At 59.0% G+C, this 20,919-nt stretch carries 18 protein-coding genes; 6 read left to right on the forward strand and 12 right to left on the reverse strand.

Translation table 11 applies throughout. The features are described 5' to 3' along the window. Positions 1 to 7: 7 nt before the first annotated feature. Positions 8 to 3,058, reverse strand: coding sequence for a formate dehydrogenase-N subunit alpha (fdnG, locus tag ACOTXL_RS18535; protein WP_086527948.1), 3,051 nt, complete (start codon positions 3,056 to 3,058; stop codon positions 8 to 10). A 371-nt stretch (positions 3,059 to 3,429) separates the two neighbouring features. On the opposite strand from fdnG, the gene fdhD reads away from it, so the two are divergent. After that, complete coding sequence (gene fdhD, locus ACOTXL_RS18540) at positions 3,430 to 4,266, forward strand: formate dehydrogenase accessory sulfurtransferase FdhD (RefSeq protein WP_003861964.1); 837 nt, start codon at positions 3,430 to 3,432, stop codon at positions 4,264 to 4,266. A 114-nt stretch (positions 4,267 to 4,380) separates the two neighbouring features. Continuing rightward, positions 4,381 to 4,593 carry a DUF1471 domain-containing protein gene (locus ACOTXL_RS18545; RefSeq protein ID WP_003861966.1) on the forward strand — a complete coding sequence of 71 codons (213 nt, stop codon included), beginning with the start codon at positions 4,381 to 4,383 and terminating at the stop codon, positions 4,591 to 4,593. Positions 4,594 to 4,632: 39 nt separating this feature from the next. Here the strand turns inward: ACOTXL_RS18545 and ACOTXL_RS18550 are convergent, their stop codons facing one another. Both ACOTXL_RS18550 and ACOTXL_RS18555 read right to left on the reverse strand, forming a co-directional pair. Then, positions 4,633 to 4,956 carry an AzlD domain-containing protein gene (locus ACOTXL_RS18550; RefSeq protein WP_003861969.1) on the reverse strand — a complete coding sequence of 108 codons (324 nt, stop codon included), beginning with the start codon at positions 4,954 to 4,956 and terminating at the stop codon, positions 4,633 to 4,635. Beyond that, positions 4,956 to 5,615 (reverse strand): AzlC family ABC transporter permease, encoded by a 660-nt coding sequence (locus ACOTXL_RS18555; protein WP_045350727.1) that lies wholly within the window; start codon positions 5,613 to 5,615, stop codon positions 4,956 to 4,958. The genes ACOTXL_RS18550 and ACOTXL_RS18555 overlap by 1 nt, the downstream gene beginning before the upstream one ends. 102 nt (positions 5,616 to 5,717) lie before the next feature. Between ACOTXL_RS18555 and ACOTXL_RS18560 the strand changes: the two genes are divergently transcribed. The 4 genes from ACOTXL_RS18560 (at position 5,718) to ACOTXL_RS18575 (ending at position 10,830) form a co-directional block, all read left to right on the forward strand. Further along, positions 5,718 to 6,266 (forward strand): helix-turn-helix domain-containing protein, encoded by a 549-nt coding sequence (locus ACOTXL_RS18560; RefSeq protein ID WP_003861973.1) that lies wholly within the window; start codon positions 5,718 to 5,720, stop codon positions 6,264 to 6,266. Between the two features lie 17 nt (positions 6,267 to 6,283). Beyond that, positions 6,284 to 7,279 carry a LacI family DNA-binding transcriptional regulator gene (locus tag ACOTXL_RS18565; protein WP_003861974.1) on the forward strand — a complete coding sequence of 332 codons (996 nt, stop codon included), beginning with the start codon at positions 6,284 to 6,286 and terminating at the stop codon, positions 7,277 to 7,279. A gap of 105 nt (positions 7,280 to 7,384) precedes the next feature. Continuing rightward, complete coding sequence (locus ACOTXL_RS18570) at positions 7,385 to 9,508, forward strand: alpha-galactosidase (RefSeq protein ID WP_045350728.1); 2,124 nt, start codon at positions 7,385 to 7,387, stop codon at positions 9,506 to 9,508. Positions 9,509 to 9,552: 44 nt separating this feature from the next. Continuing rightward, positions 9,553 to 10,830, forward strand: a complete 1,278-nt coding sequence (locus ACOTXL_RS18575; RefSeq protein WP_045350729.1) for an MFS transporter — start codon at positions 9,553 to 9,555, stop codon at positions 10,828 to 10,830. Here ACOTXL_RS18575 and rhaM read toward each other — a convergent pair. From rhaM to rhaB, 9 genes are all read right to left on the reverse strand, one after another. Continuing rightward, a complete protein-coding gene (rhaM, locus tag ACOTXL_RS18580; protein WP_045350730.1) occupies positions 10,818 to 11,132 on the reverse strand; it encodes an L-rhamnose mutarotase in 315 nt (104 codons plus the stop codon). The genes ACOTXL_RS18575 and rhaM overlap by 13 nt on opposite strands. Then, positions 11,129 to 12,277, reverse strand: coding sequence for a lactaldehyde reductase (gene fucO / locus ACOTXL_RS18585; RefSeq protein WP_045337084.1), 1,149 nt, complete (start codon positions 12,275 to 12,277; stop codon positions 11,129 to 11,131). Before fucO ends, rhaM begins: the two co-directional genes overlap by 4 nt. 97 nt (positions 12,278 to 12,374) lie before the next feature. After that, complete coding sequence (locus ACOTXL_RS18590; RefSeq protein WP_003861982.1) at positions 12,375 to 13,379, reverse strand: ABC transporter permease; 1,005 nt, start codon at positions 13,377 to 13,379, stop codon at positions 12,375 to 12,377. After that, positions 13,376 to 14,380 carry an ABC transporter permease gene (locus ACOTXL_RS18595; protein WP_410031832.1) on the reverse strand — a complete coding sequence of 335 codons (1,005 nt, stop codon included), beginning with the start codon at positions 14,378 to 14,380 and terminating at the stop codon, positions 13,376 to 13,378. Before ACOTXL_RS18595 ends, ACOTXL_RS18590 begins: the two co-directional genes overlap by 4 nt. Next, positions 14,381 to 15,883 carry a sugar ABC transporter ATP-binding protein gene (locus tag ACOTXL_RS18600; protein ID WP_023315046.1) on the reverse strand — a complete coding sequence of 501 codons (1,503 nt, stop codon included), beginning with the start codon at positions 15,881 to 15,883 and terminating at the stop codon, positions 14,381 to 14,383. 75 nt (positions 15,884 to 15,958) lie between these two features. Next, a complete protein-coding gene (rhaS, locus tag ACOTXL_RS18605) occupies positions 15,959 to 16,945 on the reverse strand; it encodes a rhamnose ABC transporter substrate-binding protein (RefSeq protein WP_003861987.1) in 987 nt (328 codons plus the stop codon). An 82-nt stretch (positions 16,946 to 17,027) separates the two neighbouring features. Continuing rightward, positions 17,028 to 17,858, reverse strand: a complete 831-nt coding sequence (gene rhaD / locus ACOTXL_RS18610; RefSeq protein ID WP_003861989.1) for a rhamnulose-1-phosphate aldolase — start codon at positions 17,856 to 17,858, stop codon at positions 17,028 to 17,030. Between the two features lie 96 nt (positions 17,859 to 17,954). Next, positions 17,955 to 19,214 (reverse strand): L-rhamnose isomerase, encoded by a 1,260-nt coding sequence (rhaA, locus tag ACOTXL_RS18615; RefSeq protein WP_003861990.1) that lies wholly within the window; start codon positions 19,212 to 19,214, stop codon positions 17,955 to 17,957. Then, on the reverse strand, positions 19,211 to 20,680 hold the full coding sequence (rhaB, locus tag ACOTXL_RS18620) for a rhamnulokinase (protein WP_045350731.1): 1,470 nt from the start codon (positions 20,678 to 20,680) through the stop codon (positions 19,211 to 19,213). The genes rhaA and rhaB overlap by 4 nt, the downstream gene beginning before the upstream one ends. Positions 20,681 to 20,919 lie beyond the last annotated feature (239 nt).

A 20,919-nucleotide genomic window follows, 5' to 3' on the forward strand; every position in this document is an offset into this window, starting at 1 on the left:
GTCTCCGTTACACCTTTTCCACGTTCACGAGGAAGGCCTTAAACTCCGGCGTCTGCGTGTTCGCATCACCGACGAACGGCGTCAGGGTGTTCGCAATGAACCCTTTCTTCGCCACGCCCTCATAACCCCAGTGAATCGGGATGCCGATGGTATCCACCTGCTGACCGTGAACGTTCAGCGTGCGAATACGCTTGGTCACCACCGCCTTGGCTTTGATGTAGCCGCGGTTAGAGGAGACCTTCACGGTATCGCCATGGGCAATGCCGAGTTTGTTCGCCAGCTTCTCGCCGATCTCCACAAACTGTTCCGGCTGCGCGATGGCATTCAGCAGCGCGTGCTTGGTCCAGTAGTGGAAGTGCTCGGTCAGACGGTAAGTGGTGCCGACATACGGGAACTTGTCCTTTTTACCCAGCGCTTCAAAATCGCTCTTGAAGATACGGGCTGCCGGGTTAGAGACCACGTTCGGGTGCAGCGGGTTAGTACCCAGCGGCGTCTCAAACGGCTCGTAGTGTTCCGGGAATGGCCCTTCCGCCATCTTATCGATAGCAAACAGACGGCCCATCCCTTCAGGCTGCATGATAAACGGCCCGACATCGCTGCCTGGTGCGGCAGTGCTGTAGTCCGGAATATCCACGCCGCCCCATTTCGCGCCGTCCCACTTCAGAAGCTGACGCTTCGGATCCCACGGGTTGCCCTGCGGATCAGCGGAGGCACGGTTATAGAGGATGCGGCGGTTAAGCGGCCACGCCCATGCCCAGCCCAGCGTATTACCGAGGCCCGACGGGTCGGCGTTATCGCGGTTGGCCATCTGGTTGCCTTTCGGCGTCCAGCTCCCGGCAAAGATCCAGCAGCCGCTTGACGTCGTACCGTCATCGCGCAGGTGCGCGAAGGTGCTGAGCTGATCGCCTTTCTTCGCCAGCACCGCACCGGTCGCCGGGTCGATAACGTCCGCCAGCGCTTTACCGTTGCTCTCCATGGCCACTTCTTCCGGCGCTGGGTTTTCCGGCGTCGAGTAGTTCCAGGTCATGTTCAGTACCGGCTCAGGCGTTGCGCCGCCCTCAGAGGCGTACATCTTACGCAGGCGTAAGAAGATGCCGGCCAGGATCTCGCCGTCATTCAGGGCGATGCCCGGGGCGTCTGCGCCTTTCCAGTGCCACTGCAACCAGCGGCCGGAGTTGACGATAGACCCGTTCTCTTCCGCGAAGCAGGTGGACGGCAGACGGAACACTTCGGTCTGAATCTTCGACGGATCGACGTCGTTCGACTCACCGTGGTTCTGCCAGAACGTCGACGTTTCGGTATTGAGCGGGTCAATCGTCACCAGGAACTTCAGCTTCGACAGAGACTCGACAACCTTGTTCTTGTTCGGGAACGACGCCACCGGGTTAAAGCCCTGGCAGATATAGCCGTTGACCTGGCCCTGGTGCATCATTTCGAAGTACTGAAGTACGTCGTAACCTTTGTCCCACTTCGGCAGCCAGTCAAAGCCCCAGCTGTTTTCCGCCGTCGCCTTGTCGCCGTAGAAGGCTTTCATCAGCGAGACGAAGAACTTCGGATAGTTGCCCCAGTAGTTCACCTGGCCTTCGAGCAGCGGTTTTGGCGTGCTGGCCGTCAGGTAGGTTTGCAGGTCAGTCTGTTTCTCGCTCGGCAGGTTCATGTAACCCGTCAGGCTCTGAGACAGCAGGCCGAGGTCGGTCAGACCCTGAATGTTGGAGTGACCGCGCAGGGCGTTCACGCCGCCGCCTGCCATCCCCATGTTGCCGAGGAGCAGCTGAACCATCGCCATGGTGCGGATGTTCTGCGCGCCGATGGAGTGCTGCGTCCAGCCGAGCGCATACAGGAACGACGCGGTTTTATCTTTCGCGCTGGTTTCCGCAATCAACTCGCACACCTTCAGGAAATCCGCTTTCGGCGTCCCACAGATGTTTTCGACAACCTCCGGCGTGTAGCGGGAAACGTGCTCTTTCAGCAGGTTCCACACGCAGCGGGGGTGTTGCAGGGTGGTGTCGCGCTTCGCAAACCCGTTTTCGTCCAGCTCGTAGTTCCAGCTGGTTTTGTCGTACTTGCGTTTTTCGGCGTCGTAACCGCTGAACAGGCCATCTTCGAAGTGGTAATCCTCACGCACGATCAGGCTGGCGTTGGTATAGGCTTCGGTGTACTCGCGGTTATATTTTTCGTTGGTCATCAGGTACAGCAATACGCCTGACAGGAAAGTGATGTCAGTACCTGAACGAATAGGGGTGTAGAAATCCGCCACTGACGCTGTACGCGTAAAGCGGGGATCGATCACAATCAGCTTCGCGCCGTTGTGGATTTTGGCTTCCATCGCCCAGCGGAACCCGACAGGGTGCGCTTCAGCGGCGTTACCGCCCATCACCACAATAAGGTTGGCGTTCTTGATGTCGACCCAGTGGTTGGTCATCGCACCGCGACCAAATGTTGGAGCAAGACTTGCTACCGTTGGTCCGTGTCAGACACGCGCCTGGTTGTCGACCGCGAGCATACCGAGTGCGCGCGTAAATTTCTGGGTTAAATAGCCGGTTTCGTTACTGGACGCTGAAGCACACAGCATGCCGGTGGAGAGCCAACGGTTAACGGTGGTGCCTTCGGCATTCTTCGCGATAAAGTTGGCATCGCGGTCTTCTTTCATCAGCTTAGCGATGCGATCGAACGCTTCTTCCCAGCTGATTTGCTGCCATTTGTCAGAGCCGGGAGCGCGATACTCAGGAAACTTCAGGCGGCTTTCGGAGTGGATAAAATCTACCAGACCGGCCCCTTTCGGACAGAGTGCACCACGGTTTACCGGGTGATCCGGATCGCCTTCGATGTGGAAAATAGATGCTTTGGCGTTTTTCGCACCGTCGCCGAGGCTATACATTAACAGCCCACAGCCGACGGAGCAGTACGTACAGGTGTTACGGGTTTCGCGGGTGCGCAGCAGTTTATACTGCCGTGTTTCCGCCAGCGCTACACCGGGCGCAAAGCCCAGTGCCGCCGCCGTGGTGCCTGCCATACCGCCAGCGCAGATCTTAAAGAACTGCCTTCTGCTGACCTGCATGGGTCACTCCTTGGTTCATTACGACATTGCTATGTAGTTTTACTTTGCGGTTGAGAATTAACCGCAAAGGAGAAAAATTTGCGTTAATCCCTCATTTCTCCGAGGGATAAGCCCAGAATACCACAATGTCGGTACGCCTGTTCCAACGGGGTTAAAACAAAGTGAACGTATTATCACGGCATTGATTATAAAATGTGATATCAATCACATTTTACCCTGTGCATGTTAAAGAGGTGTAGCAGGTGATCGGTTGCACCCCTCCGTATTGAGTAGGAGAATGGTTGCTGAAAAGTTGATCCATACTATGCGTAAGGCCTGCCGTTTGTGTTGCAATAGCAGGCTCACTTCCGTGGTTGTTCAGGAATACCGTTGTGTCTAAACAAAACCGTGTTGCCCACGCGTCGCCACTGCCTGCGGGTATTGTGGAACTGTCGGTACACAGACCGCCTCACATTTCACATGCCACGCCGGATTTTCTGGCGGAAGAGGTCCCCGTTGCCCTGGTTTACAACGGTATTTCGCATGTGGTGATGATGGCCTCGCCGAAAGATCTGGAGCTGTTCGCCATAGGTTTTTCCCTCTCGGAAGGCATCATTGCGCATCCGCAGGAGATCTACGGCATGGATGTGGTTCATGCCTGTAATGGTCTTGAAGTGCAAATCGAACTCTCCAGCCGCCGCTTTATGGGGCTGAAAGAGCGCCGCCGGGCGCTGGCCGGACGTACCGGCTGCGGCGTGTGCGGCGTTGAACAGCTTAACGATATCGGCAAACCCATTATCCCGCTGCCGTTCACCCAGACGTTCAATCTGGCGCACCTTGATCGGGCGCTTGAGCACCTGAACGACGTGCAACCCATCGGTCAGCTCAGCGGCTGTACCCACGCGGCGGCATGGATATTGCCGTCAGGCAACATTGCCGGCGGTCATGAAGATGTGGGCCGCCACGTCGCGCTGGATAAGCTGTTAGGTCGCCGCGCTCGGGAAAGCAACGTCTGGCAGCAGGGCGCGGCGTTAGTCTCCAGCCGCGCCAGCTATGAGATGGTGCAAAAGTCCGCCATGTGCGGCGTGGAAATTCTGTTTGCGGTGTCAGCGGCAACCACGCTGGCGGTGGAAGTGGCGGAGCGCTGCAACCTGACGCTGGTGGGGTTCTGCAAGCCGGGTAGAGCAACTATTTACACCCATCCGCAGCGATTGATAGTTGATCAGTAATTTTGAATGAGTATAGCAAATCCTTCCGCTTTTAGTTGTTCATGATGAGGTCTAATATTTATCTCATCAAGGCACGGCGCCTTATCTAAACAACTTAACGAAAGGGTTTATCTCATGAAAAGCATCAAAACTTTTGTCGCAGTAATCGCTCTGGCTACCTCTTTTGGTTCTTTCGCTGCGCAGACAGTGACCGCATCCGCCTCTACCCTGGATGGTGCAGAAGCTAAAATCGCTGCACAGGCTCAGGAAGCGGGCGCGTCATCCTACAAAATTACCCAGGCATTCACCGGTAACCGCGTACACATGACCGCTGAACTGAACAAATAATTCCGCTATACCGTCGAAAGAGCGCCCCTGGGGCGCTTTTTAGTTTATGCCTGCCAGACGCAGCAGTGCGGTCACCACCGCCGCCGCGACGATCACCACAATTAACGGCATTTTGCGCCAGGCCAGAAACACCGCGAACCCCACGCCCAGCACACGTGCCATCCCGGCAAAATGGTCCCCTTCATAAAACGTTGTCGCCAGCGCGACGGAGAACAGCAAAACGGTAGCCGCGTCTGAAAGCAGCGCCTGCGACCGTTCTGAAAGCGCCAGCCGGTTGCCAAGCTTCGCTCCGCCAAGACGCATCAGATAGGTTCCGGCAGAAAGAATGGCGATGCCGAGAATAAAGACCGTCATGTTTTCCATTATTTTTTCCTCGCGGCAAGGCCGAGCAAAGAGAGCAGTACCGGCAGACCCACCGGCGCAAACGGTACGGCGGCCAGCGACAACACTGCGCCGCTACAGGCGCGGATCAGCGTGGTACGGTTTTTAAATGCCGGCACCACTAACGCCAGCAGGATCGCCGGGAACACCGCGTCCAGCCCGATGGTTTCCGGGTCTGGCAGCAGCTTGCCGACCATCGCCCCCAGCACCGCCCCCAGCGGCCAGATAATTGCCACGCTCAGGCCGCACAGCCAGTAGGCCGCTTTACGCTGCTCGGCGGTTTTTTGCGAAAGGCCGAACACCACGCTTTCATCGTTCATGATATGACAGCCCAGAAAGCTCAGGCCGCGCTTGCCCACCAGGTCACGCACCGTTACGCCGAACGGCACATGGCGCGCGTTTACCAGTAAACCGGCCGCGGCCGCTGCCAGCGGATTGCCGCCGCTTGCCACGATGCCAATAAACATAAACTCGGATGCGCCTGCCAGCACCGTGAGGGAGAGGACAAACGGCACCCACAGCGGGAAACCGTAGGCCATCGCCAGTGAGCCATAAGACATGCCGACTACGCCCACCGCGAGGCAGACCAGGACGATCGCTTTTATCGTGTCGCCTTTCAGACAGGAGAGGTGTTTCTTCATACCATTTTAGCCATATCGAACGTATTTCCATTATAATGAACGCATCAAAATCGTTTTACAAGGCGAACGATTCGTTCGTTATATAGAGAAAGAGGCCGTTTTATGACGCAGCCAATCAGCGTGATCGCCAAAAGCCTGGTACGAGAACGCCTGCGAACCGGGCTCTCACTGGCGGAAATTGCCCGCCGTGCCGGGATCGCCAAATCCACGCTTTCACAACTGGAGTCTGGCAACGGCAATCCTAGCCTGGAAACGCTGTGGTCGCTTTGCGTGGCGCTGGATATTCCGTTTGCCCGGTTACTGGAGCCGCAGCAACCCGTCACGCAGGTGATCCGCCGCGGCGAGGGCACAAAAGTCGTCGCCGGGCAGGCGAACTACGAGGCGATTTTGCTCGCGGCGTGTCCGCCGGGCGCGCGTCGTGATATCTATCTGCTGCTGACTCAGCCGGGGGCAGACCGTATTTCCCAGCCCCATCCGCCTGGTTCGGTTGAGCATATTATCGTGACCCAGGGGCGGGCGATGGTCGGTCTGATCGACGCGGCGGAAGAACTCGGCCCGGGAGATTACATTTGCTACCCTGCTGACCAGCCGCATATCTTTAAGGCGCTGGAGCCCGATACGCACGCGCTGCTGGTGGCGGAACAAAACTAAAGAAGATACGGAAAATCATGTCGCTTAAAGCCATTGCCAAAGAACTGGGGCTGTCTGTTACCACCGTCAGCCGCGCCCTCAACGGATATGACGACGTTTCTGCTGAGACGCGCGCCCGCGTGGAAGCGGAGGCCCAGCGCCGTGGCTACCGACCAAATACCTTTGCCCGTCGCCTGAAGATGGGCAAAATCGACGCCGTCGGGCTGGTATTTCCGGTGCATCCTGTTCCGCTCAATAACAGCGTTTTTATGGACATGGTCGGCGAAATTAGCCACGAACTGGCGCGACATGAGATTGACCTGCTGCTCATCGCTGACGACGATCTGGCGGACAAACACAGCTATATGCGCATGGTGCAGAGCCGACGCGTGGATGCGCTGATAGTGGCGCATACGCTGGATCACGATCCGCGTCTTGAGCAGCTTCAGGCCGCCGGGTTCCCGTTCCTGGCGCTCGGCCGCAGCCAGCTCCCGCAGCCGTACGCGTGGTTCGATTTCGACAACTATGCCGGTACGTATCAGGCCACCCGCTGGCTGATCGAGAAAGGCCATCAGCGCATTGCACTGCTGGGCGAAAGCAACAACCAGGCATTCATCACCCAGCGCCGCCAGGGCTACCTGGACGCGCTGCGGGAAGCCGGACTTTCCAGCGAATGGCTGCGCGCCATGCCTCCTTCGCGCCGCGTGGGTTATGCCACCACGCAAGAACTTCTCTCCCTGCCGCAGCCGCCCACGGCCATCATTACCGACTGCAACACCCACGGCGACGGCGCAGCGATGGCCCTGGCGCAGATGGGACGCTTAACCGGTGAAAATGCCGTCTCGCTGGTGGTCTATGACGGCTTACCGCAGGACAGCATTGTCGATATCGACGTCGCGGCGGTGATCCAGTCTACCCGTCAGGGCGTCGGGAAACAGATTGCCGATATGGTGCGCCAGCTGATTAACGGCGACGACATTGACACCCTTCAGGTGCTCTGGCAGCCAGAATTCTCCCCAGGCCAGACGGCCTAATCACACGAAAAATTCCAAACCCGATCACAGATCCGAAACGTTTTGGTTTGTATCCGAAACGTTTCGGATCAAAACTCAGGACATCCCGATGACAGGAGATGTCCGATGCAAGATGCCATTTTTCGACTTGAAAGCAATACGGTTGACGTGGTGCTAAAAACCCACCCGTTCGCCGAAATTCTCTACTGGGGGCCGCACCTTCAGCACTTCTCGCCGCAGGATGTCCTGAGTATTGCGCGCCCGGTTGCTAACGGCAGGCTGGACGTCGACTCCCCCGTCACGCTGATGGCAGAGCTGGGGCATGGGCTGTTTGGCTCGCCGGGCATCGAGGGGCATCGCCAGGGGCTGGACGGATCGCCGGTATTTAAAACCACGCAGGTGCAGCAGGCGTTAAACGCCCTGACAATCACTGCTGAAGACGAGCATGCAGGCTTGCGCCTGACCAGTGAAATAACGCTGGATGCCAGCGGCGTACTGGTGGTGCGCCATGGGTTAACCAACCTGAAAACGCTGGCGTGGCAGGTGGATCGCTTTGCCGTGACGCTGCCGGTGGCCGAACGCGCGCAGGAGGTGATGGCCTTCCACGGACGCTGGATCAGGGAGTTTCAGCCGCACCGCGTTACGCTTGAGCACGACAGCTTCGTGATTGAAAACCGCCGGGGTAAAACCTCCCACGAACATTTCCCGGCACTGATTTCAGGTACGCCGTCATTCAGTGAAATGCACGGCCACGTCTGGGGTGTGCATCTGGGCTGGAGCGGCAACCACCGCCTGCGCGCAGAGGCGAAAACCGATGGCCGCCGCTATATGCAGGCCGAAGCGCTCTACCTGCCGGGTGAAATGGCGATTGAAGAGGGGGAAACGCTCTGGACGCCGCGCCTGTATGCCAGCCACTCCCCGCACGGGCTGAACGGCATGAGCCAGCAGTTCCACCGCTACCTGCGCGATAACGTTATCCGCTTCCCGGAAGATAAACCGCGCCCGGTGCATCTCAACACCTGGGAGGGGATCTACTTCGACCACGATCCGGACTACATCATGCGCATGGCCGACGAGGCCGCAGCGCTGGGCGTGGAGCGCTTTATCATTGACGACGGCTGGTTCAAAGGCCGCAACGACGACCACGCCGCGCTGGGCGACTGGTATCTGGACGAGAAAAAATACCCGAACGGCCTTAAGCCGGTGATCGATCACGTTAAACAGCTCGGCATGGAGTTTGGTATCTGGGTTGAGCCGGAGATGATTAACCCGGCTTCCGATCTGTACCGCGCGCACCCTGACTGGGTGCTGGCGCTGCCGGGCTACGCCCAGGCGACCGGGCGACACCAGCTGGTGCTCAATCTTAATATTCCTCAGGCCTTTGATTATCTGGTCGAGCGCATGAGTTGGCTGCTGGGCGAACACGCGGTCGACTACGTGAAATGGGACATGAACCGCGAGCTGGTGCAGCCAGGGCACAAGGGCAAAGCCGCCGCCGACGCCCAGACGCGCCAGTTTTATCGCCTGCTGGACGTGCTGGGCGAGCGTTTCCCGCACATTGAGTTTGAATCCTGCTCCTCCGGCGGCGGGCGAATCGATTATGAAGTGCTGACCCGCTGCCACCGCTTCTGGGCGTCCGACAATAACGACGCGCTGGAGCGCAACACTATCCAGCGCGGCATAAGCTACTTCTTCCCGCCGGAGGTGATGGGGGCGCATATCGGTCATCATAAATGTCACGCTACCTTCCGCCAGCACAGCATTCAGTTCCGCGGGCTGACGGCGCTGTTTGGTCACATGGGGCTGGAGCTGGATCCGCTCACCGTCGACGCGCAGGAGCGTGAAGGCTATCGACATTACGCCGCGCTGTATAAGCGGTGGCGCGGGGTCATTCATCACGGCACCCAGTGGCGCGTGGATATGCCGGACGCCACCACCCTGGCGCAGGGTATAGTGAGCGAAGACAAGACGCAGGGGCTGTTTTTGGTCAGCCAGCTCGCGATGCCGGATTACACCCTGATGATGCCGCTGCGCATGCCGGGGTTAGACGCCAGCGCGCAGTACCGCATCACGCTGCTCGATCACCCGAACATTCAGATTACGGGCGAGGGCGGGCACACCATGCGCAAGCTGCCGGCGTGGATGGACGCGCCGCAAACGGTAAGCGGTGAATGGCTGATGCAGGCGGGTATTGCGCTGCCGATTCTGGATCCGGAAACCACCATTCTGATTGGTGTGGAACGCGTGTAAGGGTGACGGGCCGGGCAACCGGCCCTCCGTTGAGGATAAAAATAATGAACACAACAACCTGTACCCACAAAGACAACCCTAACTTCTGGATCTTCGGGCTGTTCTTCTTTCTCTACTTCTTCATCATGGCCACCTGTTTTCCGTTCCTGCCGATCTGGCTGTCGGACATCATCGGCCTGAACAAAACCCATACGGGGATTGTTTTCTCCTGCATCTCGCTGTCGGCCATTGCCTTCCAGCCGGTGCTGGGGGTCATTTCGGACAAGCTGGGGCTGAAAAAACATTTGCTTTGGATCATTTCGGTGCTGCTGTTCCTGTTCGCGCCGTTCTTCCTGTACGTCTTCGCCCCGCTGCTGAAAACCAATATCTGGCTGGGGGCGCTGAGCGGTGGGTTGTATATCGGCTTTGTCTTCTCAGCGGGTTCGGGGGCGATTGAGGCCTACATTGAACGCGTGAGCCGCAACAGCTTTTTTGAGTACGGCAAGGCGCGCATGTTCGGCTGTCTCGGCTGGGGGCTGTGCGCCTCAACGGGCGGCATCCTGTTCGGCATCGATCCGTCGTATGTTTTCTGGATGGGATCGGCGGCGGCGCTGTTGCTGATGCTGCTGCTGGTGGCCGCGAAACCGAAGCCCAACCAGACGGCGCAGGTCATGAACGCCCTGGGCGCGAACCAGCGGCAGATCACTGCTAAAACCGTGTTCAACCTGTTCCGCCAGCGCAGAATGTGGATGTTCATCCTGTACGTGATTGGCGTGGCCTGCGTATATGACGTCTTCGACCAGCAGTTTGCTACCTTCTTCAAAACCTTCTTCGCCACGCCGCAGGAGGGGACCCGCGCCTTTGGTTTCGCCACCACAGCGGGGGAAATCTGTAACGCGATCATCATGTTCTGCTCGCCGTGGATCATTAACCGCATCGGTGCGAAAAACACGCTGCTGATTGCCGGGGTGATCATGGCGACGCGCATTATCGGATCGTCGTTTGCCACCACCGCCGTGGAGGTGATTGCCCTGAAGATGCTGCACGCGCTGGAAGTCCCGTTCCTGCTGGTGGGGGCATTCAAGTACATCACCGGGGTGTTTGATACGCGCCTGTCGGCCACCATCTACCTGATTGGCTTCCAGTTTGCCAAACAGTCGGCGGCGATCTTCCTCTCCGCCTTTGCCGGAAATATGTATGACCGGGTCGGCTTCCAGGAGACGTATCTGATACTGGGCTGTTTCGTGCTGGCGATCACGGTGGTGTCGGCGTTTACGCTGAGTGGCAGGCGGGAGATTGCTGCTACCGCTGGGGCAGCAGCGTTAACACATCAGTCCAGGTAAAACACCTCGTTCAGCGCCGCACTCACCGGGCTGTTGTCAGGGTTAGACGGCATAACGTCAGCCATATGTTTCCACCAGCGCTGGCAGACGTCGGTATTCGCTACCGCGTTCCAGCGCTCCTCCGATTCAATCTCCACGGTTGCAAACAGCAGGTTGTGGGCTTTGTCGAGGTAAATGGCGTAGTGGTGCGCACCGTGGGCTTTCAGTACCGCCTCCAGCTCAGGCCAGATCGGGTTGTGGCGACGCGCGTACTCCTCGTGCGCGTCCGGGTTTACCTGCATCACAAACGCTTTGCGGATCATAAAGCCTCCAGGTACAGCTCGCGGACCTCATCGCGGCTGGCGGTGCGCGGGTTACACGGCGCGCACGGGTCGGCGAGAGCTTTATCCAGCCAGCCTTCAATATCGGCTTTGGTCACGCCGAGCTGGCTAAATCCGGACGGAATGCCGACCCGGGCGCTCAGGTCGCGAATCGCCTGAATGGCTGACATGCTGGCCGCTTCATCGCTCATGCCGCGCGTGTCAACGCCCATCGCCTGCGCCACGCGGGCAAATCGGGCAACCGCGTTCGGGCGGTTAAAGTTTTCGATGATCGGCAGCAGAATGGCGTTGCACACGCCGTGCGGCAGGTTGTGCGTCGCGCCCGGCTGGTGCGCCAGGGCATGCACCAGCCCCAGACCGGCGCTGTTAAACGCCATGCCCGCCAGATACTGACCAAAAGCCATCTGCTCGCGCGCTTCCAGGTTGTGACCGTCGTCGACCGCTTTCGGCAGCCAGAGGTTGATCAGGCGAATCGCCTCCAGCGCGTTGGCATCGGTCAGCGGGTGCGCGCCGACGGACACGTAAGCTTCAATGGCGTGAGTCAAGGCATCCATGCCGGTTGCGGCGGTCACGGAGGCCGGAATATCAAGCATCACGCTGGCATCGTCCACGGCGATATCCGGGATGATGTTCGGGTCGATAATCACCTCTTTCACCTGTCGTGCGGCGTCAATGATCACCGCGTTGCTGGTCATCTCCGCTGCCGTGCCTGCGGTGGTGTTGATCGCCACCAGCGGCACGCCCGCGTTTTTCACCTTGCCGACGCCAGAGTAATCGGTTGACGGACCGGGGTTGGCGGTGAGGATTTTGATTGCCTTGGCGGTATCAATCGGGCTGCCGCCGCCAAAGGCAATCAGGTAATCACACTCCGCATCCTGATATGCCGCATAGCCTTTTTGCACCAGCGCTTCCGTCGGATTCGGGAATACCTCATCGAACAGGTGATACGACATCTGATGGGCGTCGAGCGCGGTAAACAGGCTGTCGAGCAGGCCCAGCTTCACCAGCTGACCGTCGGTGACAATCAGCGCTTTTCCCCACTGTTTGTTTGCCACCAGATTGACCATATCGCCGATCGCGCCCGCGCCGTGCAGGCTGATTTTGGGGAGTGCCAACATAAAGCTCATGATAATTCTCCTTAATTACTGTGAATTTTATGCCCGGCGGCGCTGCGCTTGCGCGGGCCTACGGTTAAGCAGGCCGGGTAAACGCAGTGCCACCCGGCTATGAGATCCGTCTTCGCTGCATAATCCGGCGGGTAATAATCGGCAGCGAAATCACCACGATCAGCATCGCGCCGATAATCACCGACATCACAATGCCGGGCACGTTGAGCAGGCTCAGGCCGAAGGTCACCAGCCCCATCAGGAAGGCGGCGATAATCACGCCCACCATGCTGCCGGACCCGCCGAGAATATTGACGCCGCCGAGCACCGCCATCGTCACCACCGCCAGCTCCCAGCCCATCGCGATGGTCGGACGGGTGCTGCCCAGACGCGAGGTGAGCAGCACCGACGCCAGGCCGGACATCAGCCCCACCAGCGCGAAGAGGATCAGGTTGTGGCGCTTCACGTTGATGCCGGAGTACCACGCGCCGGTCGGGTTGTTGCCGATGGCGTAGGTGCGGCGGCCAAAGTTGGTACGGTGCAGCACAAAGGCAAACAGAGCGGCCAGGACGATAAACAGCGCGAACTCAAACGACAACGCGCCCCAGACGTAGCCCTGGCCGAACCAGGCAAAGCTCTCCGGGTAGCTGTTCAGCGCCTGGTCCCCGAGCAGGATGTAGGTGATCCCGCGGTATAGGCTCATGGTGCCGATGGTGATGACGATGGACGACAGGTTAAAGCGCGTCACCAGAATGCCGTTGAACAACCCGCACAGTAGCCCGACGCCTAATCCCACGCACACCAGCAGTGGCGTATCGACGCCCGCCGCCGCGCAAAAGCCCATCACCGTGGAGCTGAGCGCGATGGTGGAGGCCACCGACAGGTCAATTTCCCGGGCGATAATCAGCATCGCCATCGGCAACACAATGATCGCTTTTTCCGTGAAGTTGAACGTCGCGTCGGAGAGGTTCCAGATATTGAGGAAGTAGGGCGAGGCGAGCGCGTTCACCACAAACACCGCCAGCGTCACCGCCAGCAGGAAGCCCTCCCAGCACAGCAGACGCTGGAAGATGCCCGGCGCAGAAGTGGGTTTGAACTCTTCAGATGTCATCATTTTACTCATGGTTTCACCGCCAGTTTCTGACGTGCCAGCGCCGCGTCGCGCAGGATCAGCCTGCCTTTGCGTTTGTTGCCGCGCTCGTTCAGCAGCACAGCGATGACAATGACCGAGCCGGAAATCGCCATCTGCCAGAACGGGGAGACGCCGATCACCGGCAGGGCGTTGTTGATGACGCCAAGGAACAGCGCCCCGAACAGACAGCCGAGCACGCGGCCGGTGCCGCCCATGGTGCTGATCCCGCCAATCACGCAGGCTGCCACCACCTGCAATTCAAAACCGTTAGCGACGTCAACATACGCAACGGCAAAGCGCGATATCCACAGGTAGCCGCAGAACCCGGCCAGCAGACCGGAAAGGCAGAAGCTGATGAACTGCATTTTCCCGGCGTTGATCCCGGTGTAGTACGCTGCCGTGGCGTTCCCGCCTGCGGTGTAGAGCGCCCGTCCGGTGCGGCTGTAGCGCAGGAAGTAGCCCACCAGCAGCAGTACGGCGATGGCGCACCAGTTCAGCACCGGCAGGCCCAGCACTGACGCACGCGGCAGGCCGAGGAAGTCTGCACCCATCTGGTTGGAGTTCACCCAGCCGCCGCCGGAGAGCAAAAAGATCATTCCGCGGTAGATGCTCATGGTGCCGAGTGTTACCACAATCGCCGGAATGCCCAGCTTCCACACAAGCAGGCCGTTTATCGCGCCCATCAGTAGCCCAAGCGCGCTGGCGAGGATCAGCAGCGCCCAGACGGGCACGTCCGGGTAATGGAAGTTAATCAGGGCGACAATCATCCCGGTCAGGGCCAGATTGGCCGCCATCGACAGGTCGATGCCTTTAGTGAGCAGCACCAGCATCTGCCCGAGCGCGAGGACGATCAGAATGGCGGTGTCGTTAAACATCTCCACCAGGTTGCCCGGCGCGATAAACGATGGCACGCGGCTGCCAATGGCGACGATCATCAGGATAATCACCGCGCCCAGCAGGGCTTCGCGGTGTTTTAAGAGTGAGCTAAGCATTTATGCCGCCTCCTGTTTTGCACCGCTGGCGGCGCTGACGATGGTTTCCGCCGTCGCGTCTCCCGCCTGGTATTCGGCCACCATCAGCCCCTCGTGCATGACGATAATGCGATCCGCCATGCCCATCACTTCCGGTAGTTCGGACGAGACCATAATCACCGCCAGCCCCTGACTGACCAGCTCGGACATAAACTGATGAACGGCTGCCTTTGAGCCGATATCGATGCCTTTTGTTGGCTCATCGAGGATGATCACGTCAGGGTGCGTCGCCAGCCATTTGCCGATCACCACCTTTTGCTGGTTGCCGCCAGAGAGGGTCTCCACCGCCTGCTTCCAGCTGAAGGCTTTCACTTGCAGGCGTTTGGCGTACTCGTTCGCCAGTTTCCATTCACGGTCGTCATGCAGCACGCCGTTCGGATTGAGCGTGCTAAGCTGAGGCAGGCTGATGTTCTGGGCAATCGGCAGGGCGATAATCGCCCCCTGTTTCTGCCTTTCTTCCGGCACGCAGACAATACCGGCTTTGATCGCATCCGCAGGCTGGCGGAAGCGCCGGGGCTGTCCGTTGAGGATAATTTCCCCGGACGATGGCCGCGTGACGCCGGAAAGCGCCTGCATCAATTCGGTACGCCCGGCACCCACCAGCCCGTAAAAGCCGAGGATTTCCCCTTTACGCAGGGAGAACGAGATATGCGCAAACTCGGTCGGATGGCAGAGGTTTTTCACCTCCAGCACCGTCTCGCCTTTTTCGCAGTCGATTTTCGGGAAGGTTTGGGTAATGGCGCGCCCGACCATCATCGACACCATCCGCTCCTCGGTGATCTCATTTATTGCCCCTGCACCGACGAACACGCCGTCGCGCAAAATGGTGTAGTGATCGGCCAGCTCAAAAATCTCGTCGAACTTGTGGGAGATAAACAGGATGGCTTTTCCCTCCTGCTTTAAGCGCTCCACAATCTGGTAAAACTCGAGGATTTCATGCTGCGACAACGCCGCCGTGGGTTCGTCGAGGATCACCACCTGCGCCTCAAACGACAGCGCGCGGGCAATCGCCACCATGTGACGCTGGGCGATGCTCAGGGTTTTCAGCGTTGCGCGCGGGTCGATTTGCACCTCAAGGCGGGCGAGAATAGCCTGCGCCCGGCGGTGCATTTCCGGCCAGTCGAGCTTTTTCAGGAAGCCTTTGTGAAGGTACTGACCAACAAAGATATTTTCGGTGACCGAGAGTTCATCAAACAGGACGGTTTCCTGGTGTATGGCGGTGATACCCATTTTATGCGCCGACTCCGGCGTTGGAAGGTGAACGGGGATCGCCTTGTAGAGAATTTCGCCCTCGTCGGGCTGGTATATGCCGGTCATCACTTTGACCAGCGTCGACTTGCCCGCGCCGTTTTCGCCGATAAGCGCCGTCACTTTGCCGGGCCACAGCGCAAGCTGCACGTTCTCAAGAGCACGTACGCCGGGGAACACCTTGGTGATGCCAGAAAGCTGTAGCAATGGGGTCATGATAGTTCTCCGTTTGGTTCACCCTCACCCCGACCCTCTCCCTTTGGGAGAGGGCTAGGGTGAGGGGGGAAAGGATCAAAAGATTTTCGAGAACTTATCAATATTGCTGGCATCGTAGACGAACGGCTCGGCCATCGCGCCGTTGCCGTCCGCATCCAGCTTCACTTTGCCCAGTTTGCCCATGCTGGCCTCACCTTTCGTGGCCGTGCCTTTCACCAGATCGTCCGCTAAGTAAGTCGCGGCATAGCCCAGGTCAATCGGGTTCCAGATGGCAAAGCTCTTGCTCGCGCCGGATTTCACCGCGCCCGCCATCTCAGACGGCAGGCCTAAACCGGTGACGTACACTTTGCCAATCTTGCCCTGGTCCTTCACCGCCTGCGCGGCAGCCACAATGCCCACGGACGACGGCGAGACGATGACTTTCAGCTCCGGGTAGGTTTTCAGCAGGCCGACCGCTTCGCGGTAGCTTTTGTCAGAGAGATCGTCTCCGTAGGCCACGGTCACCAGATTGACGGACGGGTACTTCGGCAGCACCTTTTTCATCTCCGCAATCCAGGTGTTCTGGTTGGTGGAGGTTGGCGTGGCGCTCAGCACCGCTACTTCGCCCTTCTCCACGTTCAGCGCTTTCAGGGCATCGGCGGCGAGCTTGACGTTGGTTTCGCCAATCAGGGCGTTATTGGACGGGTTGAGATGGATCTGACGCCCGGCTTTCGCCACCCCGGAATCCCACGACACAACCTTAATGCCGCGCTGCATCGCTTTTTTCAGCACCGGCACGACGGCGTCCGGATCGTTCGCGGAAATTGCGATCGCATCCACGCCCTGGGCGATCAGCCCGTTCAGCACCTCGATCTGCGCTTCCGCCGTGGTGGTGGTCGGGCCGGTATAAATCACTTTTACATCGCCTAACTCTTTGGCCGCCTCCTGCGCGCCGACGTTCGCTGCCTCGAAGAATCCATTCCCTAAGGACTTCGCCACCAGGGCGATTTTCACTTCTGCTAAAGCGGAACCGGACAACGCCAGAGCGGCAACGGTGAGGATCAAGCTTGCTTTTATTTTCATTGCTTTTACTCCACTGACTTGAGTTAGTTGTAGGGATTGCAGGTGGTTTTCGCCCCGTCTCGGTGAGCGGGGCGCGATGTTGTTATTGGTACAGATCTAACGCCGACTGCATCGGGGTGACGCCAAAGCGTTTGCCCAGGGCAATCAGCTCTTCCCGGGTGATGGTCTGCTTCATGCCGCCCATGGAATAGACCTTCACCAGCACCTCCGCGGATTTCTCGGCGGTGTCGATCAGGCCGAAGGTTTCATCCAGTGTCGGGCCGCTGCCGAAGACGCCGTGGAACGGCCACAGCACCAGTGAGTGCTTCTGCATGTCCGTCGCGGTCGCCTGGCCGATTTCGTCGGTACCCGGCACCATCCACGGCAGAATGCCGACGCCGTCCGGGAACACCACCAGACACTCGGTGCTGCCTTCCCACAGTTTGCGGGTGAAGAAATCAGAATTATTTTCCAGCACGTAGGTCAGGGCGATCAGGTTGGTGGCGTGGCAGTGCATGATTACGCGGTCCTTGCCATTGGTCGCCTTGATGCGCTCGCAGTGGGAGAGGAAGTGCGCCGGCAGTTCGGATGTGGGTACCGCGTCGTCCGTCAGTCCCCAGAGAATGTGGTAACCCGCGCCGTCGCTGTCCACCTTCACCACGCCGAGGTTGGCTTCCGGGTCCAGCTGTACGTTGCGGAAAAACTTCCCGGAACCGGTGACGATAAACGGCGTGTTGGCGAGCAGCGGCATCGGCTGGCTCAGGGCGATATAGCGCGGCTTCTGGTGGAAATCGGAGGCAAATGGCTCGATATCCGCGTCGTCCAGGCGTAGCGTCAGGTTGCCGCCGTTGCGCTCATCCCAGCCCTTCAGCCAGGCGTCGGAGGTGGCTTTGATCATGCCCTGGACGAACCAGGAGGTGGTGATGGTCTGCATACTGTAGTTCCTTTGAAAATGCCGGGTGGCGTTACGCTTACCCGGCCTGGTCTTATCTGTAGGCCCGGCAAGCAACGCGCCGCCGGGCGATGTTTTTTACTGACGAGCGGCAAGAACCTCTTTCTCATACGCCCGCACGTTATCCAGCCACTGGCTGCCCGCAGGTGCATCGTGACGCTGGCAGTACATCTCCCACACCGCCTGCCACGGCAGGGATTTCTGCTCTTCCAGCAGCGCCAGGCGCGCGGTGTAGTCGCCGTTTTCTTCCAGCTGTTTCAGGGCGGCGACAGGCTCCAGCAGCGCGCGCAGCAGGGCTTTCTTCATGTTACGGGTGCCGATAACCCACGCCGCGATGCGGTTGATGGAGGCGTCGAAGAAGTCGAGGCCGATATGTACGCGGTCAAAGAGGTTGTGGCGGATGATTTCGCTGGCAATGGCCTGGGTTTCGTCATCCAGCAGCACCACGTGGTCGCTGTCCCAGCGCACCGGGCGGCTGACGTGCAGCAGCAGGCGCGGCACGTAGAGCATGGCGGCGGAGATCTTGTCGGAGATGACTTCCGTTGGGTGGAAGTGGCCGGCATCCAGGCACAGCGCGGTCTGGCGGCTGGTGGCATAACCCATGTAGAACTCGTTTGAGCCCACGGTGTAGCTCTCTGCGCCAATGCCGAACAGCTTGCTCTCGACGGCGTCGATGTGGTGCGCCGGGTCCAGCTTCTCGCTGATGGCTTCATCCAGCGCGGCCAGCAGGCGCTGACGCGGGGCCAGTCGGTCTACGGTGATGTCCTTCATGCCGTCCGGGATCCAGATATTCATTACCGATGGCGTGCCAAGCTGCTCGCCAAAATAAGCCGAGACGCGGCGGCTGGCTTTGACATGGTCGATCCAGAACTGGCGGATTTCATCGTTGGCATGCGCAAGGGTAAACCCGTCCGCGCTCAGCGGGTGCGAGAAGCAGGACGGGTTAAAATCCAGACCCAGCCGGTTGGCTTTCGCCCACGCCACCCAGTTCGTAAAGTGTTCCGGTTTGATTTCGTTACGCGCGACCGGCTCATCGGATTCGAGATAAATGGCGTGCAGGTTCAGGCGCTTTGGCCCGGGGATCAGGCTCAGCGCCAGCTCCAGATCCGCACGCAGTTCGGTGGCGTTGCGCGCTTTGCCAGGATAGTTACCCGTGGCCTGAATACCCCCCGTCAGGGAACCGCCCGGGTTCTCGAAACCGGCGACATCATCACCCTGCCAGCAGTGCATGGAGACGGGCAGACGATCGAGCTGGCGCAGCGCCTCTTCGACATCCACGCCGACGGCGGCGAAACGCTGTTTAGCCAGGTCCCAGGCTTGTTCAAGTTGAGTGGTCATGCGCAAAGCTCCTTAGTCAGTCGTTTTTGCTGAAACTGCGCCCGGTAGCGGGCAATTTCATGGCAGGGATGGGGGGTGAAGGTGGTCAGGCTGTTATTCGCCGTCACCACCGAACGGAAATCGTCGACGTTGGACAGTTCGTCCAGGGTCATCAGCTGAATGCCGATATTGCCGAGCGTGGAGGCTTCAATCGGACCTGCCACCACGGTAATGCCGCATGCATCCGCGCAGAGCTGGTTCAGCAGTTGGTTCTGGCAGCCGCCGCCCACGATATGCAGTTGTGTGAACGGTTTGCCGCGAAGGTCAGCCAGCTCGCTCAGGATGTCGGCATAGAGCAGGGCGAGACTGTCAAAAATGCAGCGCGCCAGCTCGGCGGGGCGGGAAGGTACCGGCTGCCCCGCTTCAAAACAGGCGGCCTGGATTTCGGCGCTCATGTGCGCCGGGTTGATAAAGCGGTCATCGTTCGGGTTAATCAGGAAGGTACAGGCCTTCAGCGTTTCGGTTTCGGCGATAAGCTCGGGCAGGTCGGTGATGTTCTGCTCTTTCAGCACCCGCTGGAGCAGCCACAGGCCCATGATGTTCTTCAGCACCCGGTAGCGCCCTTCGGCACCGCCTTCGTTGGTGATGTTCGCGGCCAGCGCGGCATCGCTGGTGTAGGGCGTTTTGCTCTCAAAGCCCATCAGCGACCAGGTGCCGGATGAGAGGTAGGCCGCATCTTTGCCGGCGAGCGGCGAGGCAATGACCGCGCTCGCGGTGTCGTGGCTGGCGACGGCGACAACGGGGATTTTATTCCCCTGCGGGCAAAGCCAGTGGCCGATCACATTGCCCGGATGGGTTGGCGCGCCAAACCAGGACGGCGAGGCGCCCGTCCAGGCCAGCAGATGTTCATCCCAGTTATCGGTGTTGATGTTGACCAACTGCGTGGTGGTGGCGTTGGTGTATTCCCAGTTCATGTTGCCGGTCAGACGGTAGCTTAAGTAGTCCGGGATCAGCAGCGCATGCGCCACCTTTTCGACCAGCTCTGGCTGTTGCTCAACCAGCGCGCGCAGCTGATACAGCGTGTTAAACGGCAGAAACTGAATGCCGCTGCGACCATAGATGTTCTCCTTGCCAAGCTGGGCGATGGCGTGCGCCATTAGCCTATCGGTGCGGCTGTCGCGGTAGGAGACGGGCAGGCCGACGCGTTCGCCGTGACGGTCCAGCAGTACGTAATCCACACCCCAGGTATCAATGCCGATACTGTCGATGCGAATACCGTCTTCGCAGACGTTGTGAAGTCCGGTGCGGATCTCTGCTTCCAGGGCGTCGATATCCCAGGTAACAAAACCGTCCTGTTTTTGCAGACAATTGGCGAAACGGTGCATTTCGCGAAGCGTAAGGGTGTGCAGGTCGCAGTCCCAGGTGGCGAGCATTACACGGCCGCTGGATGCGCCTAAATCGACAGCCACACAATGGCGAAAAGTCATGGTCGGGTCCTTTCTTAAGTCATTAGCGAGGAGTGTAAGAAAGGGAAGAAATAGCCACCTTCTCGCCACTGACAGCCCAAATCTCGCGCTGGCAAGAAAGCAAAGATGAACGTGAGGGAGTTCACAGTTTCCAGTAATGGCGGGGTTTGCAGGCAGTGTGACGCTGACCGCATTTCCCGATCTTTCCGCCTGTTTCTTGAAAAACCGACAGCTTTTGCGCGGTTTGCTGTCAAAAATTT

The sequence above is a fragment of the Enterobacter cloacae complex sp. IR5402 genome (assembly GCF_049238125.1).
Lineage (GTDB): Bacteria > Pseudomonadota > Gammaproteobacteria > Enterobacterales > Enterobacteriaceae > Enterobacter > Enterobacter hormaechei_C.

What these genes read in the sequence shown, in the direction of transcription:
- ACOTXL_RS18545 (WP_003861966.1), top strand. Translation starts at nt 4,381, where the DNA reads ATGAAAAGCATCAAAACTTTTGTCGCAGTAATCGCTCTGGCTACCTCT.
- ACOTXL_RS18550 (WP_003861969.1), bottom strand. Translation starts at nt 4,956, where the DNA reads ATGGAAAACATGACGGTCTTTATTCTCGGCATCGCCATTCTTTCTGCC.
- ACOTXL_RS18555 (WP_045350727.1), bottom strand. Translation starts at nt 5,615, where the DNA reads ATGAAGAAACACCTCTCCTGTCTGAAAGGCGACACGATAAAAGCGATC.
- ACOTXL_RS18560 (WP_003861973.1), top strand. Translation starts at nt 5,718, where the DNA reads ATGACGCAGCCAATCAGCGTGATCGCCAAAAGCCTGGTACGAGAACGC.
- ACOTXL_RS18565 (WP_003861974.1), top strand. Translation starts at nt 6,284, where the DNA reads ATGTCGCTTAAAGCCATTGCCAAAGAACTGGGGCTGTCTGTTACCACC.
- ACOTXL_RS18570 (WP_045350728.1), top strand. Translation starts at nt 7,385, where the DNA reads ATGCAAGATGCCATTTTTCGACTTGAAAGCAATACGGTTGACGTGGTG.
- ACOTXL_RS18575 (WP_045350729.1), top strand. Translation starts at nt 9,553, where the DNA reads ATGAACACAACAACCTGTACCCACAAAGACAACCCTAACTTCTGGATC.
- rhaM (WP_045350730.1), bottom strand. Translation starts at nt 11,132, where the DNA reads ATGATCCGCAAAGCGTTTGTGATGCAGGTAAACCCGGACGCGCACGAG.
- fucO (WP_045337084.1), bottom strand. Translation starts at nt 12,277, where the DNA reads ATGAGCTTTATGTTGGCACTCCCCAAAATCAGCCTGCACGGCGCGGGC.
- ACOTXL_RS18590 (WP_003861982.1), bottom strand. Translation starts at nt 13,379, where the DNA reads ATGAGTAAAATGATGACATCTGAAGAGTTCAAACCCACTTCTGCGCCG.
- ACOTXL_RS18595 (WP_410031832.1), bottom strand. Translation starts at nt 14,380, where the DNA reads ATGCTTAGCTCACTCTTAAAACACCGCGAAGCCCTGCTGGGCGCGGTG.
- ACOTXL_RS18600 (WP_023315046.1), bottom strand. Translation starts at nt 15,883, where the DNA reads ATGACCCCATTGCTACAGCTTTCTGGCATCACCAAGGTGTTCCCCGGC.
- rhaS (WP_003861987.1), bottom strand. Translation starts at nt 16,945, where the DNA reads ATGAAAATAAAAGCAAGCTTGATCCTCACCGTTGCCGCTCTGGCGTTG.
- rhaD (WP_003861989.1), bottom strand. Translation starts at nt 17,858, where the DNA reads ATGCAGACCATCACCACCTCCTGGTTCGTCCAGGGCATGATCAAAGCC.
- rhaA (WP_003861990.1), bottom strand. Translation starts at nt 19,214, where the DNA reads ATGACCACTCAACTTGAACAAGCCTGGGACCTGGCTAAACAGCGTTTC.
- rhaB (WP_045350731.1), bottom strand. Translation starts at nt 20,680, where the DNA reads ATGACTTTTCGCCATTGTGTGGCTGTCGATTTAGGCGCATCCAGCGGC.